At 54.3% G+C, this 11,954-nt stretch carries 11 protein-coding genes; 4 read left to right on the plus strand and 7 right to left on the minus strand.

What is annotated here, in order from left to right:
- Together FBY13_RS23580 and FBY13_RS18880 are read right to left on the minus strand one after the other, a co-directional pair.
- The coding region (locus tag FBY13_RS23580) for a hypothetical protein (protein WP_222430272.1) at nucleotides 1–242 on the minus strand (242 nt) is incomplete at its 3' end.
- A 138-nt stretch (nucleotides 243–380) separates the two neighbouring features.
- A complete protein-coding gene (locus tag FBY13_RS18880; protein WP_186440838.1) occupies nucleotides 381–848 on the minus strand; it encodes an Lrp/AsnC family transcriptional regulator in 468 nt (155 codons plus the stop codon).
- Nucleotides 849–975: 127 nt separating this feature from the next.
- Here FBY13_RS18880 and FBY13_RS18885 point away from each other — a divergent pair, with 127 nt between their 5' ends.
- Together FBY13_RS18885 and FBY13_RS18890 are read left to right on the plus strand one after the other, a co-directional pair.
- Entirely contained in the window at nucleotides 976–2,016 is a 1,041-nt protein-coding gene (locus FBY13_RS18885; RefSeq protein ID WP_109717449.1) for a zinc-dependent alcohol dehydrogenase family protein, read from the plus strand.
- A gap of 220 nt (nucleotides 2,017–2,236) precedes the next feature.
- Nucleotides 2,237–3,532: an MFS family transporter gene (locus tag FBY13_RS18890; protein WP_096012736.1), complete on the plus strand. Its 1,296-nt coding sequence runs from the start codon at nucleotides 2,237–2,239 to the stop codon at nucleotides 3,530–3,532.
- Nucleotides 3,533–3,577: 45 nt separating this feature from the next.
- On the opposite strand, the gene pssA is transcribed toward FBY13_RS18890, so the two are convergent.
- The 4 genes from pssA to trxC form a co-directional block, all read right to left on the minus strand.
- Nucleotides 3,578–4,936 carry a CDP-diacylglycerol--serine O-phosphatidyltransferase gene (gene pssA, locus FBY13_RS18895; protein WP_172897293.1) on the minus strand — a complete coding sequence of 453 codons (1,359 nt, stop codon included), beginning with the start codon at nucleotides 4,934–4,936 and terminating at the stop codon, nucleotides 3,578–3,580.
- A 96-nt stretch (nucleotides 4,937–5,032) separates the two neighbouring features.
- Nucleotides 5,033–7,708: a bifunctional acetate--CoA ligase family protein/GNAT family N-acetyltransferase gene (locus tag FBY13_RS18900; protein ID WP_145394879.1), complete on the minus strand. Its 2,676-nt coding sequence runs from the start codon at nucleotides 7,706–7,708 to the stop codon at nucleotides 5,033–5,035.
- 108 nt (nucleotides 7,709–7,816) lie between these two features.
- A complete protein-coding gene (locus FBY13_RS18905; protein WP_096012738.1) occupies nucleotides 7,817–8,497 on the minus strand; it encodes a tRNA-uridine aminocarboxypropyltransferase in 681 nt (226 codons plus the stop codon).
- 81 nt (nucleotides 8,498–8,578) lie between these two features.
- Entirely contained in the window at nucleotides 8,579–8,998 is a 420-nt protein-coding gene (gene trxC, locus FBY13_RS18910) for a thioredoxin TrxC (RefSeq protein ID WP_063880693.1), read from the minus strand.
- 159 nt (nucleotides 8,999–9,157) lie between these two features.
- On the opposite strand from trxC, the gene FBY13_RS18915 reads away from it, so the two are divergent.
- Entirely contained in the window at nucleotides 9,158–10,276 is a 1,119-nt protein-coding gene (locus FBY13_RS18915) for a tRNA/rRNA methyltransferase (RefSeq protein ID WP_063880692.1), read from the plus strand.
- A gap of 80 nt (nucleotides 10,277–10,356) precedes the next feature.
- Here FBY13_RS18915 and FBY13_RS18920 read toward each other — a convergent pair whose 3' ends face one another.
- A complete protein-coding gene (locus FBY13_RS18920) occupies nucleotides 10,357–10,761 on the minus strand; it encodes a helix-turn-helix domain-containing protein (RefSeq protein WP_145394880.1) in 405 nt (134 codons plus the stop codon).
- Between the two features lie 113 nt (nucleotides 10,762–10,874).
- On the opposite strand from FBY13_RS18920, the gene FBY13_RS18925 reads away from it, so the two are divergent.
- Nucleotides 10,875–11,924 carry an NAD(P)-dependent alcohol dehydrogenase gene (locus FBY13_RS18925; protein WP_145394881.1) on the plus strand — a complete coding sequence of 350 codons (1,050 nt, stop codon included), beginning with the start codon at nucleotides 10,875–10,877 and terminating at the stop codon, nucleotides 11,922–11,924.
- Nucleotides 11,925–11,954 lie beyond the last annotated feature (30 nt).

An 11,954-nucleotide genomic window follows, 5' to 3' on the forward strand; every position in this document is an offset into this window, starting at 1 on the left:
GTGGGGTCTCCCCATGCGAGAGTAGGGAACTGCCAGGCATCAAACAAGTGAAGAAGCCCTGAACGAAAGTTCAGGGCTTTTTTACGTCCGTAACCTGCGGAAAGCGGGGCGTCAGGACGGTTATGCTGCGCAGCCGGGACCGCGCGAGCGCCGTCCGCGTCATTAAAACCGCCGGGCCGGGATAAAATGGCGCGTGAGAAAGCCGGATGGCGTGTCCGTAATAACGTAAAAAACTTACTCACAGACGCTCTCACTCCCTACAATAAGTGAAGAAGCCCTGAAAGAAAGTTCAGGGCTTTTTTACGTGCGTAATCTGTGAAAAGCAGGGCGTCAGGCCGGTTATCTTGCACTGCACCTGGCGTTATAAACCTGCACCACCGCTAGACCGGCAACGGATGCGTTTTTTTCACTTCTCTCAGTGATATAGAAGAATTAATACTCAGAATTCCGGGTAATTTACGCAATTCCTTTTCAATAAACAGACTGTAATGGTCTAAATCCCGCGCCACGACCTGTAAAAGAAAATCGGCTTCACCGGTGATGTTGTGACAGGAAAGTACGTAAGGATTAGCCGTGATCCGTTCTTCAAAGTCCCGGGTTGCTGCCTCACTGTGCTGACTGCAAACCAGACGGACAAATGCCATCACGCCAAAGCCCACCTTTCTGCGGTTAATCACCGCCTGATAGCCTTCAATAAATTCCTCATCTTCAAGCCGTTTCAGTCGTCGCCACGCCGAGGCTGGGCTCACGTCCAAATCCTGAGAAAGCTTAAGGCTCGATACTCTGCCGTCCTGCTGAAGATAACGCAGCAGCGCCAGATCTTTCCTATCCAGAATGCTCACTGACATATCCACTCATTTTTAGCGTATTTAATGAAGGATAATTTCATAATTAATTATTCAGCTGCAATAGCTGAAAAGTAATTTCCTGATCGAAAGGTATAATTTTAAAGACACCTACGATGAGGGTTTACTGATGAAAGCTGTCATATACGAGTCATTTCTGTCGCCACCACTACTGAAAACGGTGCCGGACCCCACTCCCGAGCCCCACGGCGTGGTGATTCGGGTCAAAGCGACCGGGGTTTGCCGAAGTGACTGGCATGGCTGGGTGGGGCACGATCCCGATATCCCTTTGCCGCATGTGCCAGGACATGAATTTGCGGGCACGATAGAAGCCGTTGGCAGCGCGGTGACAAAATGGCGGCCTGGCGATAATGTCACGGTGCCCTTTGTGTCGGGCTGTGGTTTTTGTCACGAGTGTCACTCGGGCAATCAGCAGGTTTGCGATCGTCAGTTCCAGCCAGGTTTCACTCACTGGGGATCTTTCGCAGAATATGTGGCGGTACAGCAGGCGGACTTGAACCTCATTGCGCTGCCGGAGACACTTAACTTCACTACCGCAGCGAGCCTCGGATGCCGTTTCATCACCTCGTTCAGGGCAGTGGTCGATCAGGGAAGAACGTCTGCAGGGCAGTGGCTTGCCGTCCACGGCTGTGGTGGGGTTGGCCTCTCCGCCATCATGATTGCGAATGCACTTGGGGCAAACGTGGTAGCGATTGATATCGCGGAGGATAAATTGCAGCTGGCCCGGGATTTGGGTGCCGTCGCCGTCGTGAATGCTGCACGTGTGCACAATGTGGCGGAAGCCATCAAAGACATTACCCAGGGTGGAGCGCATGTTTCCCTGGATGCACTCGGTCATACGGTCACCTGCGTGAACTCCATTAACTCGCTAAGAAAAAGAGGCAGGCACATCCAGATCGGCCTGATGGCGGGTGAACACAGTGCACCGCCTATCCCAATGGCCAGGGTGATTGCTAATGAACTGGAAATTATTGGCAGTCATGGCATGCAGGCCCACCGCTATGACGTCATGATGAATATGATAGCGGCGGGAAAACTCCGCCCTGAAAAGCTCATTGGCAGAACCATTAACCTTGAGCAATCCATAGAAGCGTTAATGAATATGGATAAGTTTGAATCGCCGGGGGTAACGGTAGTCACCGCGTTTTAACGGGTTAACACGACCTCTTCCTCGTCATTGATGTGCATGTGGACGGGAAGAGGCCGCTGGCCTCCCCTGCCTGCGCGACTGAAGATTTCAGTTGTTTCAGGGAATTAACAACGCATGTCACATTTTGTCATATTCAGACAACACATCTTTCCGTTTCCGCCATGACCGTGCTTTACTCAACGCTTTAACGCTGCTTATCAGCAAGGAGCCGAGACATAGCATGTCAGACGTGATCAAGAATCAACAAGCGCAGGTGCTTGACCAAAAAAAACGTATCTGGGCCATCGTAGGCGCATCTTCAGGTAATCTTGTCGAATGGTTCGACTTTTATGTGTACTCGTTTTTCTCACTCTACTTCGCCCACATTTTCTTCCCGCAAGGTGATACCACAACCCAGTTATTGCAAACAGCAGGCGTATTTGCCGCAGGCTTTTTAATGAGGCCAATTGGCGGCTGGTTATTTGGCTATATCGGTGACCGCCACGGGCGCAAAAAATCGATGCTGATCTCTGTCTGTATGATGTGTTTCGGCTCCCTGGTGATTGCCTGCCTGCCGGGCTATGACAGTATCGGGATCGCCGCACCGATCCTGTTATTGCTGGCGCGTATGTTTCAGGGACTGTCAGTGGGCGGAGAGTACGGTACAAGCGCAACGTATATGAGTGAAGTGGCGCTGGAAGGGCGGAAAGGGTTTTACGCATCGTTCCAGTACGTGACATTAATTGGCGGACAATTAGCTGCTGTGCTGACGGTGGTAGTGCTGCAGTTTATGTTAACCGATCAGGAGCTACGTACATGGGGCTGGCGCATTCCGTTCTTCCTGGGGGCGATGCTGGCCGTGGTAGCGCTGTGGCTGCGTCGCTCTCTGGACGAAACTTCCGATAAACAGAGCCGTGAGCATCGCGATGCCGGCAGTGTCATTGGCTTATTACGTAACCACACGAAACCTTTCCTGATGGTGCTGGGTTTTACGGCGGGCGGTTCGTTGAGCTTCTACACCTTTACCACCTATATGCAGAAGTACTTGGTGAACACTTCAGGCATGGATGCCAAAACCGCCAGTGGATTGATGACCGGCGCTTTACTGGTTTACATGCTGCTACAGCCCATTATTGGCGGCCTTTCCGATAGGATTGGCCGACGCACCTCCATGATGATTTTTGGTGCGGGTGCGGCGATTTGTACGGTACCTGTCCTGACGCTGCTGCAAAACGTACAAAGTCCCGGTATTGCCTTTGCCCTGATTATGCTGGCATTACTGATTACCAGCTTTTACACCTCAATCAGTGGGATTTTGAAAGCAGAGATGTTCCCGCCGGAGGTTCGAACGCTCGGCGTTGGGCTCTCTTATGCGGTGGCAAATGCGATCTTCGGTGGATCTGCAGAGTACGTGGCGTTACTGATGAAGCACAACGGTATGGAGACCACGTTCTTCTGGTACGTTTCCGTCATGGGGGCGTTGGCGTTCCTGGTGTCGCTGCTGCTACACCGGCACGGAAAAGGCATTAAGTTGTAACAGGGCAGACAGAATGCCGCAGTCAGGCTGCGGCATTCTGGATCTTCACAGGATACGGCTGATGAGCCGATCGATACGAATACGGCGCAGACGGCGAATCAGCTTACGCACCTTCGCCGGGTAGTCAGCAATGCTTTCCAACTCACGGAAGTGCCCAACAACCCTGGTGTGTTGACGAATCAGCATCAGCTCATGCTGTCGCTGCTCGGTCAACTGCTGCAGAGGATCGTGAATCAGGACCGCATTCTCCAGATCCAGTCGCCATGCGCGCGGATTAAGATTGTTGCCCGTAATAAGCTGCCACTCATCGTCAACCCACATGCCTTTCAGGTGATAGCTGTTTTCACCGTCTTTCCAGAGACGCACGGTCAGTTGACCGTTGCTGACGTAATACTGCAGGCGGCTTAAAAAACGACGCAGGTTAATTTCGTAGAGATAGGGCAAGGCACCGATGATTTTAAACGGCTGATCGGGCGCGATATAGAAGTCATTCGCCGTTTTATCCCCCACGATAATCTCAACTTCTTTACCCTGGCGTAAAAGGGCAATGATATTGCGCACCAGCAGTGCTGGCAGGTTGAAGTAGGGGGTGCAGATGGTGAGCTTCTTTTCGGCGCACGGCATTAAATGAAAAATGGTCTTATTCAGCAGGCTGCGCTTACCTAACCCGACCAGCGGTGTGACGGCGAGTTCATCGTTACCGGCATTACCTTCAAACTGATAGTTAAAGCCGCGTAAGTCCTGACGAAACTGACGCGTTTCATTTTTGATTTCCGGGCTGGATGGACGGTCAGCATAGTCCAGGCGATTGACCGCCTCTGCATCTTTCAAATGCACGTTCATCCATTCGAACATGGTATCGGTCAGCGCGGCATTACGGATGAGTTGATAGCGGTCGTAGCGGTATTTGTCGTGCTGATGCAGGTAAACGTCATTAATGCTGGCACCGCTGTAGAGCAAGGTATCATCGATAATGAAACCTTTCAGATGCAGTACGCCCATTGCTTCGCGAGTATTAACCGGAATGCCATAGACTGGAATCACGTTATCGGGATGTTGCTGGGCCATCTCGCAATACCAGTCGGCATTAGTAACACCGCGTGCGGCACCAATGCGACCCCGTTGCGCGCGGTGCCAGTCGACTAAGATACTGATATCCAGCTGTGGACGAGCCATTTTCGCGGCATATAATGCATCCATAACGGCCCGACCCGCATCGTCATTTTCCAGATAGAGTGCGACGATACAAATGCGCGATTGCGCTGACGCAATCTTTTCCAAAAGCGTCTCGCGAAATTCGGCAGGCGAATATAACGTCGACACATCCGCAACAGATTGTGACAGTTTAGGCAGCTGTGCGAGATGTTGTTGGTGTTTATTGCGTTTAAATTTAGACAACATCACAGTGCACTTCTTCTCGGTTCATTGTATGGCCTTTTGCCACCAAATCAGGGTCATAACGCTAAATAATAACATCAACCACGGCGGACGGGGCGATTTTTACTTTTCTCTACACGGCAAAGTGACATTATCCTGTAACAAAAGCTTCAGGCTGACGATGCCATCGTCCATCTGCACATCTACGCTAAAGTTGAGTTTTTTCGCCAGTGTGACCATGCCGCGGTTGCCAGGCATGGTAATGCCATTCAGTTGTTGCAGACCATGGGCGCGTGTGTAACGAATCATTTTTTCAAGTAAACGTCGTCCCATTCCCAGCCCTTTGAGATCCGAGCGCACCAGCACCGAAAACTCCGCGTCAATGTTGTCTGCATCAGAAATGGCGCGAGTGACACCGATAATTTCCGGCTGCCCCTGATGCTGACGAACCGCAACAATTGCCATTTCCCGGTCGTAATCAATCTGCGTCATATTGGCCAGATCCTCATGGGTGAACTCATTAATTTCACTGAAATAGCGGTAGTAGAGATCTTCTTTGGTGACCTGACTGATGAAGTCGCGCAGAAGCGGTTCATCTTCGGGCAGGATGGGGCGGAATAAACAGTGCTGACCGTCCTTCAGTTCTACCTGCTCTTCCAGATGCTGAGGATAAGGACGTATGGCCAGACGCGTTTCACTGTCACCGGTAAAAGGCGCAAGCGTCAGCGTGACGTCCAGTAAGGTGAAATCACTGCCCGCCGCCAGCAGCGGATGAATATCCAGGCGTTGTATTTCCGGGCAATCCACCACCAGGTTAGAGACCTGCACCAGCAGTTGGCTCAGGCCAGCGACATCCAGCGGGATCAGGGCACTCCGGCTGCGGATCTTGCCGCTTTTGATTGCCTGAATCACCAGATAACGCGCCAGCGTCATATTGAGCGGTGGTAAAGCCACGGCAGCCTGCTTCTCGGCCTGCCACTCCACGCCGCCTTCACCCAGCATGATGATGGGGCCAAACAGGGCATCCTGCTCCACCACGACCCGCAGTTCCTGAGCACCGGCCCGGTTGGCCATGCTCTGTACGACCAGCCCTTCAATCCGTGCGTGCGGCAGCGTTTGTGTTACCCGGTCAACGATAGCATCAGCCGCTCGCTTTACTTCCGCGGCGTTACGCAGATAGAGCATTACGCCCTGTACCTCAGACTTATGCGCCACATCGGGCGAACGCAGCTTCAGTGCCACCGGATAACCGATTTGTTCGGCGATAGTGACCGCGTCCTCACTGTCTTTGGCAATCCAGGTCGGTAGCGTCGCCAGACCGTAGGCTTTGAGGACGGGCTGCACTTCATGCGTGTCCAGAGACAAAATGCCCTTGTCCAGCGCCTGGGACAGCAGTTGGTGAGCCTGAGCGCTATCCTGCGTCAGGTTTACCGGCAAGGCAGGGGTTTCCCGCAATAACTTCTGGTTACGCCGGTACTCAACCTGATGCATAAACGCGGTGACGGTTCCTTCCGGCGTACGCCAGGTGGGAATGCCAGCCTGGGTAAAAGCCCGTCGTGCCGCCAGAGAAGAGTATTCGCCGCACCAGTTGGTCAACAGCGTAAGCTGTTTGCCGCGCGGATGCTGATGGATCAGCTGGATGATTTTCTCTGCGGTTTCAGTCGCCGGAGCGACGGCACTGGGGGCATGAATAATCATCAGGGCATCTAAATCGTGGCTGTCGAGCAGAACGGTCAGACAGGCCAGGTAGCGTTCCGGCGTTGCATCATCTTTTAAATCAACCGGATTGCCGTGGCCAACGCCTTCTGGCAGCACGGCATTGAGCTGCTGTACCGTTGGCTCACTCAGCGTGGCGAGCTTCCCGTTGCGGGCATAGAGTTCATCCAGCGCCAGTGCAGCGGGTGCCGCGCCATTGCTAATAATCATTAGCCGATGCCCGCGTGGTGGACGCATATGGCTTAACGACTCCACCGCCGTAAACAGCTCGTGCGTATCCTGTACACGTAATAAGCCCGCGCGCTGGATAGCCGCATCCCAGGCGGCATCCAGACCGCTGTGTGTGCCGAGCAGCGCCTGCGCCTGACGGCTGCGTCCGCTTTTGATGATCAGAATAGGCTTGTTACGGGAGGCGCTGCGGGATGCTGAAACAAAGCGACGGGCATCACTGAGGTGTTCAAGATAAAGCAGAATCGCGCTGGTTTTACCGTCGCGGGCAAGAAAATCCAGCAGATCGTCCACATCGGTATCCAGGCTGTCACCCAAGGCGATAAACCACGAAAAGCCAAGGTTGCGCTGCTGCGCCCAGTCAAGGATGGTATTGGATACGGCTGACGACTGCGAAATAAACGCGATGCGGCCTTTGGCGATAGGAACAGGAGAAAAGCTGGCGTTAAGGCCCTGCCAGGGGGCCAGTAATCCCAGACTGTTGGGACCCAGCAGACGAATCTGCCAGCGGCTGGCACACTGTTTTAACTCGGCTAACTGACTGGCGGGCGCGGAGAGGATAATACAGGCTTTACACCCTTTCTCGCCAAGCTGCTGTAACAGCTCAAGGTTTCTTTTATGATGGGTACAGATCACCGCCAGGTCCGGGGCGAAGGGCAGGCTGTCAATGTCAGGCCAGGCCAGCACACCGCTAACCGCTTTATATTGTGGCGTCACCGGCAGCACCGGGCCGCTAAAGCCACCCGCCAGCAGATTACGCATCATAAAATAGCCTGCCCGTCCCGGCTTGACCGAGGCGCCGATTACCGCAATCGATTTGGGTCGTAACAGCGCTTCCAGCCCACGTTGACTCATCACCTTCTCCATTCATCGAGATTTAGGTGAGTGTAAACGCTTTTAGACTTTTTTACCGTCGGGCAGATCCCAGCCTGAATAACGACAATCAACCTGCCAGGGCGCGCATTACCGCGCCTGGCCGGGATGATGCGGCTTACCCGCAAGGTAAGCCTGACGGAACTGCTCAAAATGCTGTGTTAATGCCTGTGCCGCCTCCGTATCGCCCGCCTGCTCCAGAAGTGCCGCCGCGATCTCTGCGGTACAGTGCTGGCCTTCGCCATGCGCTTCGCGCAGCCGGTAGCGAGAAGGGGCCGTAACATTGAGCGAGATCAGCGGAAAGCGGTCAAGCCAGGGGCTTTTACGAAACATCTTCCGCGCTTCGTTCCAGGTGCCATCCAGCATAATAAACAGCGGCGGTTTACCCGCAAGCGGCGGCGAGTGGATAACCTCGCGGCCTTCATCCGCATACGAGGCAGGAAAAACCACTAGCGGTTGATAAGCCTCATCGGCAACAGCTTCCAGCAATGCGGGATCGGGCTCGGTACGTGACCAGCCAAATGCCTGGGTGTCCGGTAACACATCGGCAATCAACCGGCCCGTATTGCTCGGCTTCATGGGTTCGGTATCAAACATCACCAGGCAAAAGCGACTGCGGGCAGACTGCACCTGGATGCTGGCGCACAGACAATTTATTTCAGGCAACAGGCATCCCTGGCAGCGGAGCACACGATTCCCGCGTGCCAGAAAGGGACGCGTGGCACGGGCCAGGCGTTGGGCTCGTAAACGCAAAACGGCATTATCAGACATGATTATTCAGGACAGGAAAAAGCGTAGTGTAATCGAAGCGTCGAACAAAGGGAAAAGGCCAGCCAGGCTGGCCTGTCGTGCTTACAGGGATTCGTCGAGCCACTCGTTGAAAGGGGCTTTCGGCATGGCACCGTTTAAGACATCCACCATCTCGCCGTTCTTAAACACCATGATGGTCGGGATGCTGCGAATGCGGAAACGACTGCTCAAAGCCGGTTCTGCCTCTGTATTCACTTTGATAAAGCGGACTTTACCGCTGCGCTCCTGAGCGACATCTTTAAATACCGGGGCGAAGTTAACGCAGGGTCCGCACCACGGGGCCCAAAAATCCACCACGACCGGCAGATCGTCCCGCAGATAGCTGTCCAGCGTTGCGGCCGTCGCGTTAATGACATCGCCCGAAAACAAGGCTTCACCGCAGCGACCACATTTGGCACCCTCGGCAAGCCGTTCTTCGGGAACGCGATTGGTTGCCTGGCAAGACGTGCATACCGTATTCATAAAAACCTCTGATAATGATGTAGAGCACTTTGCTCAATATTACCCATTATGAAAGGGTGATAAGATCGGCTCAATGTGGATTGCTCTATAGGTTCAATAGTTGATAGCTAAGCGCAGTCACATCAGGTAATCTTCGCGCTCTCAATGCAGGAGGAAGAAATGAACGACGAATTTAAAGGCAAAAGTGGTAAGGTCAAAGTCATGTATGTGCGTGGCGAAGATGAGCAAAGCGCGCGTGCGCCGAATCCTCGTACAGGCAAAGGTGGCCGTCCTGCTGCTCGTCGTGAAGACAATCGTCGTTCATCTGGCCCGCGTACTGAGCGTAGTGAAGACGGCGGACGCAGTACGGGCCGTCGCAGCGACAGCGCACCACGCCGCAGTGACAGCGCACCGCGTCGCAACGATCGTGGCAGCGACAATCGTGATGCCTACGGCAGCAGCGATTCACCCTGGCGCACCGTATCCCGCCCACCGGTAGCCGAAGATACCAAACCCGAAAATCCTGGGATTGGCGGTAAAGGCGTGGTTGACGTAGAGCAGATTCGTCGTCAGCGTCTGGAAGAAACCCGTGTTTATGGCGAAAACGCCTGTCAGGCACTGTTCCAGAGCCGTCCTGAATGCATCGTCCGTGCATGGTTTGTGCAAAGTGTGACGCCGCGTTTTCGCGATGCGCTGCGCTGGCTGGCGGCTAACCGCAAAGCCTACCACGTTGTGGATGACGCAGAGATCACCAAAGCTTCCGGTACTGAGCACCACGGCGGCGTCTGCTTCCTGATTAAAAAACGCATGGGCATGGACGTGGCCGAGTGGCTCAGCAAGGCCGAAACCAAAGACTGCGTGCTGGCGCTTGAAGATGTCAGCAATCCCCATAATCTTGGCGCTATCATGCGCAGCTGCGCGCACTTCGGTGTGAAAGGCCTGCTGGTCAACGATGCCTCGCTGCTGGAATCGGGTGCGGCGGTTCGCACGGCTGAAGGCGGAGCCGAACATGTTCAGGCCATCAGCGGTACCACCTTCAATGAAGGCCTGGAAGCGTTCCGCAAAGCGGGTTACACCATAGTGACCACCTCAAGCCATCAGGGGACGCCGCTGTCTAAAGCTGAGTTGCCTGCCAAAATGGTACTGGTGCTGGGACAGGAGCGTGAAGGTTTGTCCGACAGCACCTTCCAGCAGGGTGATATGAGCCTGTCAATTGGCGGCACCGGGAATGTTGAAAGCCTGAACGTGTCGGTGGCAACCGGCGTACTGCTTGCCGAATGGTGGCGTCAGAACGCCTGACCGTACTATTAAATGATGGCGCCGTTAAACGCGCCATCCGTTGTCTGTTTCCCGGCGCTGTCCGGGAAACATCTTCCGCGTCAGCCCGCATCTTTTTCAGCGCCAGATGCCGCGCGCTGAACCTGTTCATCCATCTCATCAAGCGCCCGCTGATTATCCAGCCCCCACTGATAAAGCTGTTCCACCGGTTTTGCAAAATGGTTGCCCAGGGCGGTTAACTGGTACTCCACTTTGGGTGGGATCACGTCATAAACATGACGGGCGATTAACCCTCGCTGCTCAAGCTCCTTCAGCGTCTGAAACAGCATCTTTTTCGATATTCCCTGCAGGCTCCGCTGAAGTTCGCCCGTGCGCGCCCGTCCGCCGGGCCAGTGGTACAAGGCATGCAGCACCATCGGATTCCACTTGGCAGAAAAAAGATCCATCAGTCGGCGCGGTGGCGAATCCACATAAAAAACCAGTTTACCTTCTACCCAGGCAGGCATCGTCAGCACACTCCTTTTATGGTCACCAAATGGTAACTACTATCAATAATGAACCCGTTTAAGTAGAGTTTGCCGCCCTCAGTTATATAAAGCCAGTCACTATGAGAGGCACGATGAAAATTAATGCACTAGTCGCCCAGGATGCAACCCAGCCGCTTACGTCTGGGCAAATAGCACTGCGCCCGCTTCAGCCGCAGGATGTCAGAATCGAGATTCTTTACTGTGGCGTTTGCCACTCAGATTTGCACATGGCACGCAACGAATGGGCGGCAAGCCATTATCCCCTGGTGCCGGGACATGAAATTGTGGGACGGGTGGTTGAAACTGGTCACGCTGCCAGTCGGTTTGCGCCTGGTGATATTGTGGGGGTGGGCGTAATGGTGGATTCCTGCCGCACATGCCATTTTTGCCAGCATCAGGAAGAACAATATTGTGAGGCCGGCTTCACTGCCACCTATAACGGTACGGATAAATACACCGGTGACCGCACATGGGGCGGCTATGCCGAGCACGTGGTGGTCGATCAGGACTTCGTGGTGTCGGTGCCACAGCACCTGCCGCTGGCTGGTGTTGCGCCATTGTTGTGCGCTGGCGTAACCGTGTGGTCACCGCTGCGCCATTTTAACGTTAAAGCGGGCGACAAGGTCGGCGTCATTGGCTTAGGCGGGTTAGGGCATATGGCCGTGAAGCTGGCACGTGCCCTGGGCGCTGAGGTCACGCTTTTCACCACGTCGCCAGGCAAAGCCGAGGACGCCCAGCGTCTCGGTGCCCGTCATGTGGTGGTGTCACGCGATGCCTCGGCGATGCAAGCCAGCCGGAATGGGCTGGATCTTATCCTTGACTGTGTGGCGGCCCCTCACGATCTTAATCCTTATCTGGCGACGCTTAAAACCAATGGTCGCCTGGTGCTGGTGGGGATCCCGGACAGTCCGCACGTTTCACCGGACGTGACGCCGATGGTGTTCCGTCGCTTAAGCATTAGCGGCTCATCGATTGGCAGCATTAAAGAAACGCAGGAGATGCTGGATTTTTGCGGCGAGCAGAATATCACGGCGGACATTGAGATGATTCGCGGAGAGCAGGTCGAAGAGGCCTTCACGCGAATGCTGAAAGGTGACGTGAAGTACCGTTTCGTGATTGATATGAAAGCGACGCGCTGGTAGCCAATACAGGTTCTGGCGTGCATCACCGCC

The sequence above is a fragment of the Pantoea sp. SJZ147 genome, assembly GCF_007828605.1.
In the GTDB taxonomy this organism is placed as follows: Bacteria; Pseudomonadota; Gammaproteobacteria; order Enterobacterales; family Enterobacteriaceae; genus Pantoea; species Pantoea allii.